Origin of the sequence: Lysinibacillus sp. SGAir0095 (assembly GCF_005491425.1) — a bacterium.
Classification (GTDB): Bacteria; Bacillota; Bacilli; order Bacillales_A; family Planococcaceae; genus Ureibacillus.
The window spans coordinates 2155577-2177862 of sequence record NZ_CP028083.1; the positions used below are offsets into that span (position 1 = coordinate 2155577).

The following is a 22286-nucleotide window of genomic DNA, read 5'->3' on the forward strand; positions in this document are numbered from 1 at the left end:
AAAAATGTACTTATTTGATGTTTTTTTATGGGTTTTGGGAGGTGAGCATCAAGCTATGCCTTCCGCTTTCTTCCCATTTTTAACAGCTACTTTAACTATCTCTATATCAATGCTTTACTTCTTTTGAATTCAAAAGTACCAGTCTTTAACCAGTCATTCATTGCTTCAATATCTTTGGAAAACACTCGGTCCGCATTTATGAATGAGACTATTTTCCTAGCATTCACTAAAAATTCGCGAGTAGCTAGTGCCATTTTATCTTTCCCACGAATTTCTGCTGCCTGTAGACCACAAATGGCTTCTATCGCCAACACTCGGCGTGTATTTGTAATTACCTGATAGGCATGTCGTGATCCAATCGTCCCCATACTAACATGATCCTCTTGGTTTGCTGAAGAAGGGATGGAATCAACACTTGCTGGGTGTGCCAAAGTTTTGTTTTCAGATACAAGTGAAGCTGCGACATACTGCATAATCATCGCTCCTGATTGTAAGCCTGGTTCAGGACTTAAAAAAGGCGGTAAATCATTTAATTGTGGATTTACGAGTCGTTCAATTCGACGTTCTGAGATGTTTGCTAGTTCGGCTATGGCAATTGCTAAAAAATCCATGGCAAATGCAATCGGTTGACCGTGGAAATTACCACCAGATAAGACTTTTTCACCGTTATCAAAAATGAGCGGATTATCAGTTGCAGCATTCATTTCAATTTCCAATTTTTCTTTGACATAGTTTAATGTCTGCCATGTGGCACCATGTACTTGAGGAATGCACCGGATTGAGTATGCATCCTGTACACGAAGCTCTCCCTGCCTTGTTATTAAGGTACTGTCCGCCAAGTAACCGCGAATGCGCTCTGCCACTTCTACTTGCTCTCTATAGCCTCGTGCCAAATGAATATCTTCGTCAAATGCATCGATAATCCCACGTAATCCTTCTATTGTAGCTGATGCGATTAGCTCGGTTTGGTAAGCTAATTTTTCTGCTTCCAAGTAAGCAACAACACCCATTGCTGTCATCGCCTGAGTACCATTAATAAGGGCTAAACCTTCTTTTGCTGTTAATGTAATAGCAGAGATGGCTTCTTTCTTTAATGCATGAATTGCAGGTGTTTTCACTCCCTTATAAAAAACTTCTCCTTCCCCAATTAACACTAAAGCCAAATGTGAGAGAGGGGCTAAATCACCACTGGCACCAAGTGATCCTTGCTGAGGAATCACTGGATGAATACCAGCATTTAATAACTCTAGCAATCTTTCAATGACCACAGGACGTACACCGGAAAAGCCCTTCAATAATGCATTTGCACGCAGGAGAATCATCGCGCGGGAAACAACCTCTGGAAAAGGCTCTCCTATCCCACAAGCATGGGAACGGATTAAATTTAGCTGTAATGCTTCAACATCCTCTTTGTCAATAAGCACATCACTAAATTTTCCAAATCCTGTCGTAATCCCGTAAACCATTCGCTCTTCGGATACGATTTTTTCAACCGCTTTTCGGCTTTCCTGAACCTTTCTCATGCTCTCCTCAGAATAAACAACTTTTTCTCCTTCAAATAAAACTTTTTGTACATCTGAAAAAGTAAGTGTTTGACCATTTAATGTAACCATCCTTTTGTCACCCCTCTAAATTGTTGTGGTAATACTCAATAAAAAAAGGGACTATATCAAAGAAATCACTAAAAAAATGATTTCATGATATAGCCCCCTATTATCTAAATACTATGGGCAAATTATATGTGATTAATGCCTAAGCCAATTGTTTCATGCTCAGAACCTTTAACTGGCGCGCCAATTGTTCCGTATAAGGAAACAGCAACCCAGTCTCCCTCTTGCTCATTATCATATGGGTTTCCACGTAAAACAGCAAATGATAAACCAACTGTTCTTAGTACAGAACCGATTTGGACTTGACCTCTCGTTATCCCATTCAACGCTTCAATTATCGCATGATATAATGCGTGTGATTCCCGATAAAGGTCCGGATTGATAACTCCATTCTTCTTAGCCGCTGTTTCAATCGCAGCTACTACCTTATGCGCATCCATCGATCCAACTTTTCCCGTACAACTCTTCCAATTCAACTGTTCGAGCATTACCAGATGTTCAGCCGAATTCTCAGATAGCAAAAGTAAGATAGCGTGTTTACCAATACGGCGATCTTTACTTAATGCCATAATAACAACTCTTTTCATTTTTCTAATAACGTTAAACAACTAGTTGTATGTTCTAATGTCTAATAGCTAGTTTAAGTGTATACGCTTCAAAAACCAGTGTCAACGTAATTTTTTCAAATTTAGAAAAAATTAGACAATTATTGAATGACGTGCCAGGTTGCCGTAAAATTTATAATTATAAGTATTCTTTCCTTAAATTTAGCCCTCTAAAGAAATTCATTTCGAAGTTTTCATTATTGATTCTACAGATCTTTCTTTAAGTAATAATGCTTAAAATCCCTGCCGACATTATCTAAAGTACCATAAACTTCATAACCGTGTTTTTTATAGAAATCCAATGCTTGAAAACTTAAAGTATCAACTTTGATAAAATCACATTCTTTTACTCTAGCTATTTTCTCAATCTCTGATAATAATTTGGATCCATAGCCTGATTTTCTAATCTCTTCATCTACCATTAAAGTGTGAATCTCTAACCAATTCCAACAAATCTCGCTTAAAATACCACCACGAACGATGTGGTTATCATCCTTGAGATATAAACAGACCTCTTCATATCTGCCACTCAAATCCTTTGGAAAATGCTCTAAGTTAAATTTGTAAAGTTCTTCATCAATATATTGTTTGTACTTATTATTTAATTCTTTACTAATAGAAAGTGTCATCTACATTACTCCTGATTAATGATGTGGTTTCATATGATAACTTCTGTTATGAATGACCATTTCCCTTCTTTTCCCATTCACTTTTTTGTTAATACACCTACATTTCTTCACAAACTTAATATATCTTTGTTGCAGAGATTCTAATTTTCGAATTAAAAAACTGCCTTCCGTAAGATGGAGAGGCAGTACTTAGAATTTCAAATTTCAATTAATCCTATTTTATACAGAATAAACAATTTGAGTTATTTAATGTTGATCACTCGATTTAACATCGTACCAATTTGCTCTCGAGTGGCTAGTGCTCTTGGATTGCTGCCGTCAGTAATACCTAAGGAAATTATTTTATCCCAAGCTTCTTTGTGTGAAGCTGAAACAGCTGCATTATTCTGTACAAACGTCTCATGATATCGTTTTAACACAGTAAATAATTGTTGACGAGTTAAGGCCCCTGCTGGATTGGATCCGTCGGTTAACCCTAAACCTTTTGCCCATTCGTAAGATTCTTTGTGAGATGAGCCAACAGTTGCACTAGAGTTTGAATTTGCTTTATTTGCCAATTCTTTTTTTAATGCTTCTATTTCACTTTTAAGCTCTTCATATTGTGACACTGTTAATTCCTCCTTTTTGATTAATTGAACTCTTACTTGACTCGAAGTGGGTACAATAACATCGCCTTCAAGTTTATAACCTTCAGGCATTACCCAATTTGATTTCACCTCGAAGTGTGGAAGATCAATATTATTGCTCCACGTACCACCCCAAGTGATGTCTAACTTTTTTGCAATATTTCCAACGATTGTAAGTGTTGTCACATCATACAGAGATTTTGGAGGTGCTACAGCTATATCCCAAGCTAAACGAGACGTGTGATTACTAGATTTTGTCCAAGTAACAATTTGTCCTGGTCTAGTACGGCCTTGCGCATATAAGTAATCTTGCCGCGCTTGGGAACGATAAGTTTCTGTGATGAAAATGTCTGTAATTCCAGCTTTATAACACTCCTGAAACAACAACTTACAAGCTAATTGTGCGGTACTAGATAATTCATTTAAATCTCTAATAGTTGTTGTTATTGATGCCAAATTCTCTCTCCTTTACATTAGTTTATATAGAGCTTGTAACCTATCAAAGAAACCACAATTCTATAGGTCCAAAATCATCGCAAACAGCTCTAATATACTAGTATAATCTCAGTTTTCTATGTGAATTGGACATTATAACAGTAAAATTTATACTAAAAGTGACAGCTACTTGTTTCGTCGGTACGATTATAATAGGATTACCGAAGCCGAAACTATCAAATTTTATTAATAATTCTTGATTTGGTGTTCTAATAATATAACAGATAAACTATCACAAAAAATTATAGGCAAAGCGAGTAATATTTTTTATGTTTAGGAAAATACTCATTAAACCGGAAAAAGAGATGGTCAGTTTAAATTACTGTTTCAAAAATAAAAAAAAGACCAGGGAATTTTCCTGGTCTTCATTGTATATTTTTAACTACTATAAAAAAGAAATGACTCATCAGTAGTTAAAATTATACTAGTAGCGCATAAACGATGCACCAACAATAATAAGAAGAATGAATAGAACAACAATCAATACGAAATCATTGTTGTTGTTACGACCACCATCATAGCTATATGACATAATTTCACCTCCACTATTCTTGATAGTTCAGTATATGGCTTACTTGATTCCCTGGAATGTGTAAACGTGGAGTTTTTATAAATAGATTTTCACTTTATAAATTTAAGCAGCGGTTTTGCAACCCAAAAAGCGTGGTGAAGATAAACGTGAGAACTCCATTTTTTTTACAGCTAGTATTTCTCAAAAAAAAAAATAAAACTTTAATTTCTTGCAATTTATAACCACTCTTTATGTTGTCAATAATAAATAAAGATTAAAAACTTTTGATTATTGTTTCCTTTATAGCAATTCATTGGTATTTATGGTAGCATAAAATTCTATTCATAATAAGGACGTGAACTATTTGATTAAAATTGAATTACCAAAACCGGATGTTGTAATCTATCAACGTGAACAAGTCTTAAAAGATGGCGAGGTACCTATTACCCCTTTCCACGGGTTTATTGATTTCCATAAAATCACGCGCGAAAATGGTGGATTTTTCCTCTTCTATAACAAAGCAAATGAAGTTTTATTTGTAGGTAAGGCTCGAAAAATTCGTCAACGTATCAAAAAGCATTTTGAAGATAATGTTTCTCCGATGAAAAAATACCGTGACGAAATTTATAAAATTGAAGTTTACGAAGTGGAAGATCCAATGGAACGTGAAATTTACGAAACATATGCGATTAATACTCTTCGTGCAAAACATAATATTGATAAAGTATTTTACGAATAATAAAAAGCTGATTGGGAGGACTCAAACTCCTTCAATCAGCTTTTTTAATTAAAACTCTAATAATTGAGCGATTTGTTTAAAATCATCCAATACAAAGTCTTTGTTTCGCATTACATCATTAAACCATGGATCAATCGGTTTCATAAATTGTTCTTCTACCTCTTCGTTATGATGGAAGGCAAATACAAGATAATCAATCATTTTTGTACGTTGTTCATAGAATTTAATACGTTGATGGAAGTCTTTGTTAACTTCAACATTAAACATTTTGCCTAGACGTATAATACCTGAGTTTACATGCTGTTCTGCATATAAAGAAGAACCCACAATAGCAAGCTTTTGTTTAAACGTTAATGGCATTTGTTTAAAATAGGTCTGCATTAACTCATCAGTTTGCTGAGCTATTAATTGAAGTTGAATTTTTTGAGCTGGTGTAAGGCTTTTGGTTTCCTCGAACACCGGCATAATAGTATATGTTTCATCTAAAAGTGCTTTAGCTTTATCAAAACGCTCTTGATCGTAAGGTTCCCCAATACGTCGATAAATCGTTTCTGCTACAAACAATCTTTGTAAATATCCAGTTAATAAAATCATTCCATTATATTGTGCATTTATATCTTTTGTCATTAGGAAACGACCCCTTTCTTACATTGTTTCTTGCGGTCATTTCGTTTAAGAAAGTCCCATATGCATACTTAAGACAATATCACAACTTATAAGAAAACTAAATAATAAACTTATATTTATAGCTTTGTTGGATTTAATGTAGATTTATTTTGTGTGACCAAACTTCCTATGACAAATGTCACCAAGGAGGCAATTATCGGAATCGTTACAGAATGCATGCCAAAGACATTAGGGAATTTTTCATAAATGGTGATATACAATAGTAAGCCCACAACCATTGAGGAAATCGCCCCATATTTATTCGCTTTATTCCAATATAATCCAAAGACAACTGCCCATAAAAAGGCTGACTCCAGACCACCAAATGCAAAGAGATTTAACATAATTAAAAATTCTGGTGGATTTAAAGAAAATAGTACAACAGCTAGTCCAATAATTGTTGTTACCCAAAAGCTTCTCGTTTTAATTTGTTTATCTGTTGCTTTTGGATTAATAAAATTAAGATAAACATCCTTCACGACAGTCGAACTCACAAGCATAAGTAAAGCATTTACCGTTGACATGATTGCAGCCATAGGAGCTGCTAAAACGATACCAGCAAGCACTGGTGGTAGAACTTCCAAAGTTAATGTTGGCATTACCTTATCTGCAATTTCAATCCCTGGAGTTACAGGACGCGCTAAAACACCGATTAAATGCATACCAAACATAATGGTACCGATTCCGATTGTTCCAATAAGAATTGCTCGATGCAGACTCTTGGAATCCTTATAGCTCATTGCACGTACAGCTATTTGTGGAAGACCGATAACACCTAACCCTATCAAAATCCAGAATGTGGAAACATACAAAGGTGTAAGTGAACCGTCTGAACCAAATGGTGATAACATTTGAGGATTTTCTTTTAATAAAGAGTTCATAATATGATCAATGCCCCCACCTGCTATAATTGTGCCTATTAATAATACAACCGTTCCAATTATCATGATCGTACCTTGTAAGGCATCAGTTAAAGCGACAGCACGGAAACCACCAATAATCACATAAACGAGTACAGTTACAGCAAAAATGAGTAATGCAACCGTATAATTTAAACCTGTTAACGACTCTATTAGTCGCGCTCCCCCAACCCATTGAGCAGTCATTGAAGCAAACAGGAAAACAATAATACTAATCGCTGAAATAAACACCACTACATTACTATCATAGCGTTTTTTTAGGAAATCAATTAATGTTATTGCTTCATAACGGCGAGAAATAATAGCGAATTTCTTACCAAGTATCATTAATACAAAATATCCTGCTGGTAGCTGAGCCATAGCAAGCAGCACCCATCCAAGTCCTAAATTATAGGAAACACCAGGTCCTCCGATAAAGCTTGATGCACTTCCATAAGTGGCCATCATTGTCATAGCAAGAAGGAAACCACCCATTTCTCGGCCACCTAAAAAATATTCTTGTAAGAAGGAATTTGAATGTCGTACTTGTTTGTTTGCCCAAAAGCCTATTGCAAAAATGATAACTAAAAAGACTAAAAGAGGAATAATAACTTGCCATTGTATCATATCTCATCCTCCTCATCTTGGAACGGTACATCCTTGAAAAAGACTTTAATGGCCACCCAAATCAGGATAATCATAAAAATGGTACCTGCGATACAGCTATAGAAAAACCACGCTGGGAACCCCATTATTAAATCATATTCAGCAGGATCACCTGCTCCCAATCCGTAAGCAAACCCAAACCATATAGCAAAATTTATGATTACAAGAGCTACACCTATTAAGGCTTCTCGATTTGCAATTTTAAAACGCGCATCTTTCAATTAAATTCATTCCTTTCATAAATATGTAAAGCTTTGTGTGATACATTTTCTATCATACGTTTTCGTTTACAAAAATGGAAGAACTACTATTTACTACCGCGTAAACAATATTTTTCACTGTATATAAACGCAATGAGAAATTCAAAATATAATGAAAAGAGACGTAAAATTATTAATCGATAGCAAATATTTTTTATATAATTTATATTTTGATATAATTGTAGAGTATAAGCACAAATAGAGTTTGTGTTTAATAAGGATGGAGGATACATAGTAATGAAAAAGCTTTCTGCAATATTAATTGCCATCACTTTAGCGTTCTCAAGTGTTGGAACAGTTATTCCTTTTTTCGACCATGTACAGACAGCTGAAGCAAAGTCGTACAAATCCGGTAAAAAAAGCTATAACACAAGCCCAGGATCAACAAATAATAATGTTCAAAATAATGATTCTGGATCAAACTCAACAGTGAACAAATCGACAACAACAAATAAATCCACAACAACACAATCTAAAGGTGGTTTCTCGAGTGGTGGCCTAATGAAAGGTTTATTCATCGGTGGCCTTGCTGGCTTATTGTTCGGCAGTCTATTCTCGGATATGGGACTAATCGGAAATATCCTAGGCTTTGCGATTAATGCAGCTGCAATTATCTTTATTGTCTTTATTTGTATGAAAATTTATCAAATGATGAAACGTAAGAATAACAAAGAGGTAACGGACAATTGGAAAAAATAACATTATATGAACAGGAAGTAATTAATGCATTGTGTTATTTCCATGCAAAATTTAAACAAATAAAGCCTACAGATGTTGAAGTGGAGTTAATGTACGATGATGTAGCAGGTTTCACTGCAGAAGCCTATGTGAATGGAGAGATGGACTTTTACAACACTGTAAACTTTATCACAGCAATTCGACTATATCTTGACGAGAAATTAAATCGTGATTCCATTTCTGCTAGAATCAAGCTAGACTTACATGATGATGAAGGTATTATAGCTAATATTGAATGGTAAAAAAGAGAGGTATCACAATTATTATGTGGTACCTCTTTTAGTATCAATTATTATCCAGTTCAGTTTTGTCGAGGTTGATGGTTTTCATAACCTTAGTTCGTCGGTCCTTCAAATGGTAATATTTTATGTTCCCATTGATTAATTCAACAAAAAACTCAATCTCTGTATGATTATAAATTGGCCACTGTGCAAGGGCTAATAGTCCTTGTGGTGGAGGAACTTGTTCTAAACAATCTAAGATTTTAGGATTATTGAAGTTTAAGTAAAAGTAATGCCCTTCTCGAAACTTCGCTAAAATACTATATCTATTATTATCCATAATTCCTCCTGTAGCTTTTTAGATTACTGCATTATGTATTTACTATTTTATTAATTGTCAGTATTTATTTCAACTAAAATTTTAATAGTATGTAAATTTAATAATAATATATCAAAATTGGATTTAAATATAAATCGAAACATTGAGAAAGAGAAAGACCAAATCTGCACTTAAGTGTAAATTTGGCCTTTTGAAAGAAATTATTTTGCTGCGTCTACAATTCGTCCTTCAGTTGTAGGTGTAATTGTACCAATTGATTCTAAATGTTCTTTAAGGTTTTCCCAGTCTGATAATCCTAAGTCAGTTACGCGCCCTTCTGCATAAGCTTTCGCAAGAACATCATAGCCGTCTCCGCCTTTTGCAGTAAATGCGTTTGTCGCAATAGTATAAGTTGTATTATCTTCAATAGCTACTTCTTTACCATTAGCATCTGTATAAGTAATACTTACGATACGCTCCCCTGCTGGCTTAGAAGAATCAAATTGTACTTTTACTCCTTTAGAAACGTGTAAGAAGCCACCGTTTTCATTAGGATAAACACCTACACTCGTTTCAAATGTTTCTTTTAACTCAGCACCAGTTACATCCATAACTGCTAGAGTATTCATAAATGGAAGTACTTTAATTACTTCAGCAACAGTGATAGGACCGGCATCAATTGAAGAACGGATACCCCCACCGTTTTGAACTGCCATGATTACATCTTTACCAGTAAAGCTTCTTGCTTTTTCAACCATTCCATCAGTAATCAGGTTACCAAGAGCTGTCTCATTTTTACGAACACTTAGCTGTTCAGTATTCCCTTCATCAGTAATACGTGGACTTACTAAAGCTGCCGTTGTTGTTGCTTTAATTTCTGCACCACCAACTTCATCAACGCGTTCTTTATATGGTTTTAATAGTTCAAGCGCTTCTGGATCATCTGCATAATTAGCTAAATTCAATAATCCACCTTTATATGCAACAAGGACTCCTTTATCGTCAAATGTTACATCTAGTGTTCCCAAGTAATCACTCGCATTTTTGGCTTGTACAATTAACGTTGTGTCTTTAGCCTCACCTTTTGTATTAGTATTTACTACATGAGGTTCCTTCAATTCAGTATGAGAGTGTCCACCAACAATAATATCAATACCATCTACAGATTCAGCTAAAATAATATCGTTATCAATTGCAGGATTGTCATCAAAACCTAAATGAGAAAGAGCGATAATTTTATCTACTCCTAAACCTTCAAATGCTTTAACAGCTTTCTCTGCTTCTTCTAAATAATTTTTGAAAGCAATACTACCAGGCGAAGAAATATCAGACGTTTCAGCAGTCGTTAATCCAAAAATCCCAACTTTTTCTCCATTAATTTCTTTAATAATACCATTGTAAATTTTTCCGTTCTCAGGTTCGCTAGAAATTAAATCAGTAAATAATCCTGTGAACTTGGCATCCGCTGAAAAGTCAACGTTCGAAGTAACAAATGGGAAATCGGCTTTCTTGATAAACTCTACTAATGCTTGATGTCCATCTGGAGTAGAACCTGCATCGAACTCATGATTACCAAATGTCATAGCATCGTATTCCATATAATTCATGAACGCGATATCAGCTTGACCTTTAAATTCATTGTAGTATAGAGTCCCTGTGTTCGCATCCCCTGCATCCAATAATAGAGCGTCCGGGTTTTTAGCACGCACTTCTTTTACAGCAGTTGCACGTTTTGGAGCTTTGTCAACAGCACTATGAGTGTCATTACTATGCATAAGCGATAAAGTAAAAGTAGAATCATATACTTCTAAAGCACGATAAAGGAATGAAGCAGCTTGTCCACGAGTTACATTATTATTTGGAGCGAATGTCGTCTTGGATGTACCTACTGTAATACCGAAATCGTACAGGGCTTTAATTTGTTCGTTATAAAATGTTACATCTGTGAATGGCAGTGCTTTTTTATCCTTTGGTTGGATTTTTAAAGCTGAAGCAATCATTACCGCCAAATGTGCTCTAGAAATTTTTTCATTTGGTTTGAAGGTGTTGTCTTCGTAACCGTTAATGATTTTTGCTTCTTTTAAAGCAGCAATTGCAGCATAATGATCGGATGATTTAGGTACATCTGTAAATCCTGGATCTTTTGGTTTGTCTTTATTTATGTTAAGAATATTCGCTAAAATGGTAGCAACCTGTCCACGAGTAACAGGGCTTTCTGGTTTATATGTACCATCTTTATGACCGTTAATAATACCTAGATCCGCTAATTTTATAATAGCTTCATAATGAGAATCAGAAGCTGTTACATCCGAGAAAGGACCTGCAGCTTGCGTTTGTTGTGGCGTAACTACTACAACAGATGAAGCTAGTGCTGCAGTCGTTGCTGAAGCAATAAAGATTTTGCTACCTTTAGAAAATTTCATTCAAATAAAACCTCCACCAAAATTATTTTTAAAATTATGAAATAAATATAATTTTATTATATTTTAAACTATCTGAATCTAAAAATCTATTAATTTTCTGTAAATTGATGTAAATTTATATAACTTTTATAACATTTAGGTAGAATCTTGGTAAAATATCGTGAGAAGACTAAATATAGAAAATATTAACTATACAATACGAAAAAAAACCGATAAGTTCAAATGAACTTATCAGTTTTTTATTTATCCATGATTATTCAGCAGCTTTTTGACGAAGAACCATTTGTAGGATACCACCATGACGGTAGTAGTCTACTTCTACTTCTGAGTCGAAACGAGCAAGAGCTTGGAATTCTTTAACAGTTCCGTCTTCTGATTTAGCTGTTACAGTTAAAATATCACGAGGTTTTACATTATCAGTTAGGTTTACTGAGATTTCTTCTTTACCAGTTAATCCTAATGTATCAGCGCTTTCACCTGGTAAGTATTGAAGTGGTAAAACACCCATCATTACAAGGTTTGAACGGTGAATACGCTCATAGCTTTGTGCGATAACTGTTTTAATTCCTAATAAGAATGTACCTTTAGCAGCCCAGTCACGAGAAGATCCCATACCATAGTCGTTACCAGCTAATACTACTAATCCAGTACCTTGATCTTGATATTTCATAGCTGCATCGTAAATGTACTCAACTTCACCTGTTGGCCAGTAAGTAGTGAATCCACCTTCTGTACCAGGAGCAACTTGGTTACGGATACGGATGTTAGCGAATGTACCGCGCATCATAACTTCGTGGTTACCACGACGAGAACCGTAAGAGTTGAAGTCACGAATAGCTACACCATTTTCTTGTAAGTATTTACCTGCTGGTGTATCTTTACCAATCGCACCTGCTGGTGAAATATGGTCAGTTGTAATAGAGTCGCCAAATTTAGCGATTACGCGTAATCCTTCAAGAGTTTGGATTGCGCCTGGCTCTTTAGAAAGACCAGTGAAGAATGGTGGGTTTTGAATGTAAGTTGATTTTTCATCAAATGTGTATAAAGACTCAGTTGATGTTTCAATTGCATTCCATTTTTCGTTAGCTGTGAATACTGTTTCATATTCTTTTTGGAATAATTCACGAGTTACAACTTTGTTTAATACAGCGTTTACTTCTTCAGTTGAAGGCCAGATGTCCGCGAAGAATACTTCGTTACCATCTTTGTCAGTACCGATTGCATCTTTTTGTAGGTCGATATCAACTGTACCAGCTAATGCATAAGCAACAACAAGTGGTGGTGATGCTAAGTAGTTAGCTTTTACTAGTGGATGTACACGACCTTCGAAGTTACGGTTACCAGAAAGTACTGAAGTTACGAATAAGTCTTTGTCTTTAATAGCTTCTTCGATTTCTGGAAGTAATGGACCAGAGTTACCGATACATGTTGTACAACCATAACCTACAGTGTTGAAACCAATTTGGTCAAGGTAAGATTGTAAACCTGACTCTTCTAAGTAACCAGTTACTACTTTAGAACCTGGTGCTAAAGAAGTTTTAACCCATGAAGGTGGTTGGATACCTTTTTCAACTGCTTTTTTCGCAACTAAACCAGCAGCTAAAAGAACGTATGGGTTAGATGTGTTTGTACAAGAAGTGATTGCAGCGATTGCTACAGCACCTGTTGGCATTTCCACATCGCCATCTGCAAATTTAACAGTTGCTTTTTTAGCGAATTCATCTTCTGTTAAACCAAAGCCTTGTACGCCCATTGGAGCAGTTACTGCTTCATGGTAGCGAGCTTTCATATCTGTAAGAGGAATTAAATCTTGTGGACGTTTTGGACCAGAAAGGTTTGGTTGGATGTCCTCTAATTTAATTTCTAAAACATCAGTGTAAACAGGCTCTAAAGATGGATCGAAGAATAAGTTATTAGCTTTTAAGTAAGCTTCAACTACTGCGATGTGCTCTTCGTCACGACCTGTTAAACGCATATAGTTTAATGATTCTTCGTCAATAGCGAAGTAACCACATGTTGCACCATATTCAGGAGCCATGTTTGAAATTGTAGCACGGTCAGCTAATGGTAATTTAGATACACCAGGACCGAAGAACTCAACAAACTTACCTACTACACCACGTTGACGTAATACTTGAGTTACTTTTAATGATAAGTCCATTGCAGTTGCACCGTTTGGAAGATCACCAGTTAATTTAACACCGATTACTTCTGGAATTGGGAAGTATGACGCTTGACCAAGCATACCTGCTTCAGCTTCGATACCACCTACACCCCATCCAAGTACACCGATACCGTTGATCATTGTTGTATGTGAGTCAGTACCTACTACTGAGTCTGGGAATGTTTCAAATGTGCCATCAACGTTTTCTTTAACGTGAACTACTGGCGCTAAATATTCTAAGTTAACTTGGTGTACGATACCAGTTGCTGGAGGAACAGCACGGAAGTTATCGTATGCAGTTTGAGCCCATTTTAAGAAGTTGTAACGTTCTGCGTTACGTTCGAACTCAAGATCCATGTTAGTTTGTAATGCTGCTGCATTACCGTATTTGTCAACTTGTACTGAGTGGTCAATAACAAGGTCAACTGGGATAGCTGGGTTGATTTTATCTGGATTTCCACCTAATTCTTTCATAGCAGAACGTAAAGAAGCTAAGTCTACAACTACTGGTACACCTGTGAAGTCTTGTAATACTACACGTGATGGTTTGAAAGGTACTTCACCTTCTGCGTCAGCACCAGCACCAAATTTCGCTAAGTTGTTAACGTGCTCTTCTTTAATTACATAATCATCAAATTGACGTAATACAGATTCTAATAATACTTTAATTGAGTAAGGTAGGCGTGATACGTTTGCTACGCCAGCTTCTTCGATTGCAGCTAAACGGTAAAAGTTATATGTTTTACCATTAACGTCGAATGAAGAACGGCTGTTGTGTAAGTTACTTGCCATTATTGTACTCCCCCTATTTAATATTGAAAATGCTTGCAAAGCTTTTCTCCATAAATCATCATAAACGATTTATATACATAAGTAAATTACATTAATATTATCTTTTGTGATAAGTTATTTTTATGACCTAGCCATTTACTATGCAAATAGTATTATAGCTTACTTTTCTAAAATAGAAAACCCACCATTATAAGATAGCTAGATAGTTATCCCTTCCCAATTATGGACAATTAGTATTAGATTAATAACTCATTAATCAATGAATTATTTTCATCTAATACTTGGATTCGATATTTCTTTGGTTGAGCCAGTTCTGACAAATCTATGTACCAGATTTCATACCCTTGAACATTATAGTTTTTTATTGCTTCTTTACTTAAAGTATTGAATGGTATACGTTTCGTTACTTGCTCGTTAACTGTGACTTTCACTTTCCCATTAGGTTTGATAAGTCCAAATAGAATTTTGCTATCAGAGAAAGCAGCATTTATGGTATTTTCTTCTATTGCTTTCACTAAAGGAGATGCTGTACTTTGCCCTGTGCTCCAGCCTTTAAAATTTTCGGTTACAATTTGCGTTCCAAAGTAATTTCCATTAGATAAGAAGAAAAATCTCTGTTCCTTTTTACTTTTTGGCCCTTCAATCCATACATAGCTAGCATCTTGGGGTAATGCCTCTTCTGGTGAATCTTTTCCATCTCCTGAAAAGAGATTTGAAATGAAATTGTACCCAACACCTAAACCAATAATGAGTATTGCAAAAACAATAATACGTGTAAATCTCCTTCTCACGCTCTCACCTACCATACTTATTAGCTCTGTATTTCTATTGCTTCATCCATTTCGATATAAATAATGAAACAATCCCCATTATTTCTGGAGATTTTTGAGAAAACTTTAATGTGAAGTATAAAGTTTTCATAAAATGAAGAGTATTTGTTCGTGCTGCAAAATACTGTGGTGTGTATCCCACTTCCATTAAATAAAATTGTAATTTATCAAAAACCTGTTCAATCCATTCGATCAAAATTTCTTCCGGGTAATCTAGAGCTATTAATTTTTCAAAAACTGTTACTAGACGTTCTTCTTCGTCATCAACATAGACACTGCCTTTCCAAAAACTATCCTTTATTCCTTGCAAAATAACTGGTGCAAGTCGAACATTGAACGAAGGATGCGAAATAAGTGCACTGGATAAATCAGCTCCATGTGCAATACTGTGTGCCCAACCTTTCTGGCCAACAAAACCACGCACATCTTTTTCTTTTGTTAGATAACGAGAGCTTGCTTCTAAAATACTTGCTGCCTGCTCCTCTTTTAAGAATCGTAATTGTCTATCTGCATTTAGTAAGTTGCTTAGCCAAAGTGCTGAAAATGACCGTGTAAATACAGTGTCGGTATCTCTCTCACCAATGGAGCGGAACAGATAGTTATCGCTTTTTAGGGTAGTAGCGATATGTGCCATCTGTTGATGCGAAAACAAATGATCCGCAAGTAGCTCGATAAATAAGCGGTAGTTTAATTTATCGCGCAGTTCATCTTCAGGATACCCAATATGTTCAATCATATTTTCTATTAAGTAATCAGCGTGTTCTTTCAGGTATGCTTGTCTTTCAAGATTGTTCATATTTAAAAGTTCAGTGAATGTAGCTTTCAAAAATAAAATCCTCCTAAAATCAAATAAAGTTAATTCTAACCCTCTATTTGGCTTTTAGCAAAAAAGAAAATTTAGATTGCGAAAAAAAATTATCCATATTTTTCAAAGAATTGTAAAAATGCGATTAAGATTCCTCATTTTTACTGACAATAGAAGTATTGATTTTAAAATGGAGGAGGTATCCCTTAGTGGCTATTTATAAGTATTTTTCAAGATTATTTTCTAAAACAAAAACAATCCAAAAAAATATACAGCATTCAAAAGCAGGAAACTTTATACAATTAAAGCCAAAGCTATATAAAGAATCAATCCATATAAATAAAAATATGGTTCTTGCCGGTGATCTACATGACGAAACGATTATTGAAGGTTTAATTATTATTCCAAAGAATGTATCTGTTACATTACAAAATCTAACAATTTCCCCTACCGCCCAAATGTATATTGAAGGTGAAGCTGTTCTTCAAAATTGTCATTTTAAAGGCGGAAAAAATGATATCCATGTCACTGTAGATGGCGGAAAACTAAACGCCTACCATTGCACTTTTGGAAACGCAAAGGATATGGCACTTTCTATTATTAATAATAGTAAGGCTATTTTTGAAAATTGTAACTTTGACCATAATGGGAAAGTGCAAATTTTAGCAGAATCCTCCCAGGTCTACATTGAAAAGTGTGAGTTCTCCTATGCCAAACATGCCTTATGTATAAAAAATGGTTCTTTTGTACAATCAAGAAATGTCCATTTTCATCATCATACGAGTGCACAAGTCGTCGTCGAGGATTCAAGGTTCATTGATCATGAAAGTGTTATTGAACATGGAGAAGGTATGGGGATTCATGTATATCATGAAGGGGATGCTTCGATTCAATCTACCGTTCTTCAGTACAATACTCAGACTCAAATTTGTGTACAAAGAGGCTTATTAACTGCTCGTTATTGTTCCATTCAACAAGGAAGGGATGCAGGAATTTCAATAACTCAAAATGCAGAAGCACAAATCTTTCATTGTGAAATAGCTCAAAACAAGAAGTCTAATATTGTTGTAACCAAGGATTCTAAAATGAATATTGAGTTTTGCAAAATTCATGCAGGTGAAAACATCGGGATACAATTGAGTGATACTTCAATTGTCAATATCTTTGAAACAAGGATTAATGGGAATCGATCCTCTCAAGTTTCAATAGCAAATAAATCGATTTGTTCAATGAAAAAAGTCGAGGTTACTGGCGGTTATCATGTCGGGATTTGTATTGAGGACAACGGAAACTGTTCAATTGTTGAGTGCTCTATTACACATAATGCTAATTCAGCCATTACATTATTTAAATCTGAATTATCGATTTTCAAGTCCATTTTAACCCAGAATATCGGTAACGGAATTTTAGCAATGTCTGATTCGAAGGTAGAAGTGGATATGTGTAAGTTTTACGAAAATGAAATGCCGCATATCGCTTGTAAATCAAATGTTGAAATTATTATTATTCAAAGCGAGCTTTCCAATGGAAAAAGCCTATTTATTGTTAATGAGTGCGAGCTGACGGCCATCGATTGTCAATTTTTCGATAGCCTGAATGTACAAATCGAAATTTGTGATTTGTCCAATGCTCGTTTCGAGAACTGTCAGATTTATAATGGGAAATCCTATGGCGTGAAAGTATTAAGAAATTCGAGTTTATATTTATTTGATAGTCAGATTTTCAACCATGAACTTTCTCAAATGGTCGTGAACGATAGCTCAATCATACTAAAAAATAGTGAATTATTTGATGGCAATCGAAATGCCCTATATATTCAAAACCATAGTGAAGTGTTTGTTTCGGACTGTTTTATTTCTAAACATGCCCAACATCAATTATGGATAGACTTTGAATCAACGGTTGAGTTGAAAAGTGTTCAAATAACGGATGGTGCCCTTTCGGATATTTTTGCACAAAATCAATCCTCTGTATTCATCTCTGATAGTGTTATCCGGAACAATAAATCACGATTTAATGTGCAGGCAGTTAATTTTTCTAAAATTGAAATTAGCAAAACTGTCGTTGAAAATATTTACGGTGATGTCTACTACAGTGAAAATCATAGCTTCATCAAGCAATTAGATACTTGAGATGGTCTCTAGATTATTAGGTGTATTATCCCGTTAACCGTTAAATCTTCTAATTGAAGCAAAATTAGTTTTCTAATGGTCCAGGTTGTGAGAAAATGGAACTTTGGAAAGGAAGATCGATAACTATGAAAACATTAGAAAAGATTACTCCTAAGTTCGACCCTTGGGAAGCTTATTTAGATGTAGAACAATACGGGAAATTAACACTTTCAAATATCGAATTTACTACAACAACTTTATGTAATATGAGATGTGCACATTGTGCGGTTGGCTATACATTACAAACAAAGGATCCAACTGCACTTCCGATAGATTTGATCTTAAAGCGATTAGACGAAATTCCAAATTTAAGAACGTTAAGTATTACAGGCGGCGAACCGATGCTAAGTAAAAAATCGGTAGCAAACTATGTAAAACCGATTTTCCAATACGCTCATGAACGTGGTGTAAGAACACAAATGAATTCAAATTTAACAATTGATGGCGAGAGATATTTAGAAATTGCCCCTTACCTCGATGTTCTTCATATATCGCATAACTGGGGAACAATTGAAGAGTTTGTCGAAACCGGGTTTGCAATGATGGAACGAAAACCTACCTTTGACCAAAGAGCCAAGCTTTTCGATCGAATGATTGAAAACTCGAGAATACTTTCAGAACAAGGGGTAATGGTTTCAGCTGAAACCATGTTAAATAAAAAAACAATTCCTTATATAGAACATATACACCATCAAATCGTTAATGAAATGAAGTGTGCAAGACACGAAATACATCCAATGTACCCATCAGATTTCGCTTCAAGTCTTACTTCACTCTCTTTAGAGGAAACGAGAGATGCTATCAATCACTTATTGGACATTCGTGATGAGGAGACTTGGATGCTTTTTGGAACTCTTCCCTTCTATCCATGTAGTCTAAATGATGAAGATCAAGCTTTGTTAAATCGGTTACGCGAGGCCAAAAATGTTACATTGCGAAATGACCCAGATGGTCGATCACGTCTTAACGTGAATATCTTTAACGGTGATATTATCGTTACCGACTTTGGTGATACACCTGCGCTTGGAAATATCCAAACAGATTCATTACCTAATGCATTCGGTAAATGGTTGGATACTGAACTGGCAAAATCATTAAATTGCCATTGCCCTGCCGTAAAATGCTTGGGCCCAAATGTTTTAGTGAAAAATATGTATTATAAAGATGCGAAATTCATAAGTGGATCAGTAAAATAGAAAAAGGGGTTAAGTAGAAGTGGAGCGCCCACTTCCCTACTTAACCCTTTTTCCATATTGAATTTTTTCATACGCATCCTGTATAAAGTTTTTATAGATTGAGCTCGAGAATTCTGCAACACCATGATATGCATACAAAATCTCACTTTTTGCCGCTTCCTTTTCACCAAGTTCATGATAGCAAAGTGCTCGAACAGCAAAACTTCTATACATAATCGACAAATCTAGTGGATGATGAGCATAAACAGGTATTGAAAAAGACTCACTCAGTTCGATTGATTTCTTATAACGACCTAACATCCAATATGCATAGGCTTCTTCCATTTCATATAAAAGAGGAACATCATTCAATTCATCGCTGTCATAACTATCAAGGATCAAAAATTCGCGATATACTGGTACTTTTTTATAATCTTTTTCTATTAGATTTGTATAATGTGCATTTGCAAAAGCAAGGGCACTTATAGACACTTTGTCCTCGGTAAAGTCTGCATGTTGCTTTAATTTCTTTAAGTAGTACTTACTCTTCTCTTCATCTCCTTGGCCAATCGATTGAATTAATGTAAAGCGATAAAAATCATCTAAACGATAATAAATTTTATTTTTATGTGCAATCTCTAATGCTAAATTTAGATTTTCTTGAGTTTTTGCTGTGTTATCAATCGCTGCATACAAAACAGTTAATAAATAATGTATATCCAACAATGCAATATGATCAATAAGATGACGATATGGTTTAATTCTTCGTTCAGCATCTAGTATGAATTGTAAGGCAATTTTATAGTCATTTCGGTAAAATGCATATGCCGCTAAAAAGCTATAGCAATCTATAATACGACTATAAGCATGTACTTTTTCGTAATAAGCCATGACATCGAACATCGTTTTTTCTTCTTGTTCATAATTTAATATCGTCGTGATTCGGATGTAATAATCCAGCAAACGAATTTCCTCATATTTCTTACCTTGCAGCTGTCCATTTACAACTGATATTTTGTCATATAATTTTATGAATTTCTCTTTTTCTTTCACATCGAAAGGATAGAAAATACTTTTATATTCTGTTTCTATTTCCATAAGTAATTCACGTAATTCTTCAATATTTCCATCATCAAGCAAAGTTGAAACTTCGACTCCTACTCTCTCGGCAATATATCTTAAGCTCTCCATGGATGGCTGAGCTTTTCCATTTTCAATTAAGCTAAGCATCCCTTTAGTTAAACGGTCCCCAGCAAGTTCGGCCAATGTCATTTTCTTTTGTTTTCTTAATTGTTTGATTCGTTCACCAAGCGAATTCATTTAACCATCCCACCTTTATTTGCCACAAATAACAGAATAATTAGCAAATTTTTAGTTCAATTAAACAAATAGTAACCTAAATTTCTACTTTTTTCAAATAAGTTAAATTAAATTAAACTTTTAGGTTGATTTTTTCCAAAGAGTGGAATATTATGAGTTTAATTAAATTAAACTTTAAACAAAGGGGATGGTAATATGTCAGAAGTGATGAAGCAGAGACGGGCTACCTATCATTTATATACATTTTTAGTTAGTAAAATGATTTCTTCATTAGGTGCCAACGTATACTCATTTGGAATGAGTATGTTTATCTTATCAATAACAGGCTCTGCCTTAAGTTTTGCAGCAAATTTAATATTTTCGATTATTCCTCGTATACTTCTTTCGCCAGTTGCGGGGATATTAACTGATCGTCTTCCTAGAAAGGCAGTAGTTTTAGTTGGTCAGGGTGGGGTTATCTTATCAGTAACTTGCTTACTCACATATAGTCTTTTGTTCGACTTGTCCATTACCGCTATCTATGTAACAACAGTATTCTATACAATTAGTAGCACTTTTTCATCTATTGCCTTTTCTGCATCAATTTCTAACTTGGTTGATCAAGAAAGAATACAAAAAGCGATGTCTTTTAACCAGATGTCACTGTCTGTTTCCGGGATAGGTGGTCCTATTGTTGGGGGGATGCTGTTTGGATTTGTTTCCATGGAAATGTTCTTACTGATAAACATCATCTCTTATCTAATTGCCTTTTTACTAGAATCGACGATGAATTTCAATTTATATTCGAAAAAACTGGCTGAAACAAAAAGTGAAGATAACATGCTTGAAAGCTTTAAGGAAGGACTTCAATACTTAAAGACAAAACCAATTATATCTCGCCTTTTACTAGTCGTTCTATGGCTAAATTTATTCTTCACTTCTGTTAGTGTTGGAACGAATTTTATTCTAGTGGAAGTATTGAAAATGGAATATTCTTTAATTGGCTTTGTTGAAGCTTCTGGTGCAATTGGTATGTTGCTGGTTTCAATTTACTTTGCCGCTAGATCAAACATAAAATACCCCTTACAGTTTTCAAAACGTGCTGTATTAGGATTGTCGGTATTAGTAGGGACAATTGCCATACCGCTTATGTTCCATTTCTCTGCCTCGATGTTATTTATGTATTTTTTATTGATCATGTTCTTATTTGGTAGTTTTTCTGTATTAACAAATACACCAATTGGAGTTATGTTGCAGAAAGATGTAGATGAAAACTATCGCGGAAGAGTGTTTGGCATTCTTGAAATGATGGCAATGGGCTTAATGCCAATTGGTTCATTAGTCTTTGGGATACTCTACGATATAGTGTCAGCAGAAATTATTTTAATTGTCTGCAGTGTACTATTAGTGATGATTACTTTAGTTTTACTTCCCTCTTCATTAATAAGGGACGTCTATCCTGAACTAGAATCTGAAAGGAACTATGTTAAATCAGCCACATTGAAAAACACGGAGATGCAAGCGAAGAAACAAATAGCAAACGAGTACCGTGATCATGTTACAAAACAAAAGCAACTATCAAATCCTACAACTTCTCGGTTATAAATAAAAGTCACTTCAATTCTGAAGATAGAATTGAAGTG

20 protein-coding genes are annotated in these 22286 nt (G+C 35.0%); 6 read left to right on the top strand and 14 right to left on the bottom strand.

The features are described 5' to 3' along the window. Positions 1-101: 101 nt before the first annotated feature. The 5 genes from hutH to C1N55_RS10590 form a co-directional block, all read right to left on the bottom strand. On the bottom strand, positions 102-1613 hold the full coding sequence (gene hutH, locus C1N55_RS10570; RefSeq protein ID WP_137728787.1) for a histidine ammonia-lyase: 1512 nt from the start codon (positions 1611-1613) through the stop codon (positions 102-104). Between the two features lie 122 nt (positions 1614-1735). After that, complete coding sequence (hutP, locus tag C1N55_RS10575) at positions 1736-2179, bottom strand: histidine utilization transcription antiterminator HutP (protein ID WP_137728788.1); 444 nt, start codon at positions 2177-2179, stop codon at positions 1736-1738. A 242-nt stretch (positions 2180-2421) separates the two neighbouring features. Next, positions 2422-2844, bottom strand: coding sequence for a GNAT family N-acetyltransferase (locus C1N55_RS10580; protein ID WP_137728789.1), 423 nt, complete (start codon positions 2842-2844; stop codon positions 2422-2424). Positions 2845-3086: 242 nt separating this feature from the next. Continuing rightward, positions 3087-3926: a M15 family metallopeptidase gene (locus tag C1N55_RS10585; protein WP_137728790.1), complete on the bottom strand. Its 840-nt coding sequence runs from the start codon at positions 3924-3926 to the stop codon at positions 3087-3089. 463 nt (positions 3927-4389) lie between these two features. After that, positions 4390-4497: a YjcZ family sporulation protein gene (locus C1N55_RS10590; protein ID WP_137728791.1), complete on the bottom strand. Its 108-nt coding sequence runs from the start codon at positions 4495-4497 to the stop codon at positions 4390-4392. Between the two features lie 343 nt (positions 4498-4840). On the opposite strand from C1N55_RS10590, the gene C1N55_RS10595 reads away from it, so the two are divergent. Then, positions 4841-5215, top strand: coding sequence for a nucleotide excision repair endonuclease (locus tag C1N55_RS10595; RefSeq protein WP_137728792.1), 375 nt, complete (start codon positions 4841-4843; stop codon positions 5213-5215). A 48-nt stretch (positions 5216-5263) separates the two neighbouring features. On the opposite strand, the gene C1N55_RS10600 is transcribed toward C1N55_RS10595, so the two are convergent. The 3 genes from C1N55_RS10600 to C1N55_RS10610 all read right to left on the bottom strand — a co-directional run bounded on the left by C1N55_RS10600 (position 5264) and on the right by C1N55_RS10610 (position 7667). Then, the gene (locus C1N55_RS10600) at positions 5264-5842 is read right to left on the bottom strand and encodes a hypothetical protein (protein ID WP_137728793.1); all 579 of its coding nucleotides are present in this window, start codon (positions 5840-5842) and stop codon (positions 5264-5266) included. A gap of 116 nt (positions 5843-5958) precedes the next feature. Beyond that, positions 5959-7404, bottom strand: coding sequence for a sodium/pantothenate symporter (panF, locus tag C1N55_RS10605; RefSeq protein ID WP_205758548.1), 1446 nt, complete (start codon positions 7402-7404; stop codon positions 5959-5961). Continuing rightward, the gene (locus tag C1N55_RS10610) at positions 7404-7667 is read right to left on the bottom strand and encodes a YhdT family protein (RefSeq protein WP_137728795.1); all 264 of its coding nucleotides are present in this window, start codon (positions 7665-7667) and stop codon (positions 7404-7406) included. The genes panF and C1N55_RS10610 overlap by 1 nt, the downstream gene beginning before the upstream one ends. 276 nt (positions 7668-7943) lie before the next feature. Here C1N55_RS10610 and C1N55_RS10615 point away from each other — a divergent pair, with 276 nt between their 5' ends. Beyond that, positions 7944-8405 (top strand): hypothetical protein, encoded by a 462-nt coding sequence (locus C1N55_RS10615; RefSeq protein ID WP_137728796.1) that lies wholly within the window; start codon positions 7944-7946, stop codon positions 8403-8405. Beyond that, positions 8393-8686: a YxcD family protein gene (locus C1N55_RS10620; RefSeq protein ID WP_137728797.1), complete on the top strand. Its 294-nt coding sequence runs from the start codon at positions 8393-8395 to the stop codon at positions 8684-8686. The genes C1N55_RS10615 and C1N55_RS10620 overlap by 13 nt, the downstream gene beginning before the upstream one ends. 43 nt (positions 8687-8729) lie before the next feature. Here C1N55_RS10620 and C1N55_RS10625 read toward each other — a convergent pair whose 3' ends face one another. The 5 genes from C1N55_RS10625 to C1N55_RS10645 form a co-directional block, all read right to left on the bottom strand. Further along, positions 8730-9005 carry a hypothetical protein gene (locus C1N55_RS10625; protein WP_137728798.1) on the bottom strand — a complete coding sequence of 92 codons (276 nt, stop codon included), beginning with the start codon at positions 9003-9005 and terminating at the stop codon, positions 8730-8732. Positions 9006-9205: 200 nt separating this feature from the next. After that, complete coding sequence (locus tag C1N55_RS10630; RefSeq protein WP_137728799.1) at positions 9206-11407, bottom strand: 5'-nucleotidase C-terminal domain-containing protein; 2202 nt, start codon at positions 11405-11407, stop codon at positions 9206-9208. Between the two features lie 253 nt (positions 11408-11660). Further along, positions 11661-14366, bottom strand: coding sequence for an aconitate hydratase AcnA (gene acnA / locus C1N55_RS10635; protein WP_137730620.1), 2706 nt, complete (start codon positions 14364-14366; stop codon positions 11661-11663). 233 nt (positions 14367-14599) lie between these two features. After that, positions 14600-15154: a hypothetical protein gene (locus C1N55_RS10640; protein ID WP_137728800.1), complete on the bottom strand. Its 555-nt coding sequence runs from the start codon at positions 15152-15154 to the stop codon at positions 14600-14602. A gap of 34 nt (positions 15155-15188) precedes the next feature. Further along, on the bottom strand, positions 15189-16019 hold the full coding sequence (locus C1N55_RS10645) for a DUF2785 domain-containing protein (RefSeq protein WP_137728801.1): 831 nt from the start codon (positions 16017-16019) through the stop codon (positions 15189-15191). 188 nt (positions 16020-16207) lie between these two features. Between C1N55_RS10645 and C1N55_RS10650 the strand changes: the two genes are divergently transcribed. Beyond that, on the top strand, positions 16208-18130 hold the full coding sequence (locus tag C1N55_RS10650) for a right-handed parallel beta-helix repeat-containing protein (protein WP_137728802.1): 1923 nt from the start codon (positions 16208-16210) through the stop codon (positions 18128-18130). A 125-nt stretch (positions 18131-18255) separates the two neighbouring features. Further along, on the top strand, positions 18256-19365 hold the full coding sequence (gene yfkAB, locus C1N55_RS10655; protein ID WP_137728803.1) for a radical SAM/CxCxxxxC motif protein YfkAB: 1110 nt from the start codon (positions 18256-18258) through the stop codon (positions 19363-19365). 36 nt (positions 19366-19401) lie between these two features. On the opposite strand, the gene C1N55_RS10660 is transcribed toward yfkAB, so the two are convergent. Next, entirely contained in the window at positions 19402-20664 is a 1263-nt protein-coding gene (locus C1N55_RS10660) for a helix-turn-helix domain-containing protein (RefSeq protein ID WP_137728804.1), read from the bottom strand. 195 nt (positions 20665-20859) lie between these two features. Between C1N55_RS10660 and C1N55_RS10665 the strand changes: the two genes are divergently transcribed. Then, positions 20860-22248, top strand: a complete 1389-nt coding sequence (locus C1N55_RS10665) for an MFS transporter (protein WP_137728805.1) — start codon at positions 20860-20862, stop codon at positions 22246-22248. Positions 22249-22286: the final 38 nt, after the last annotated feature.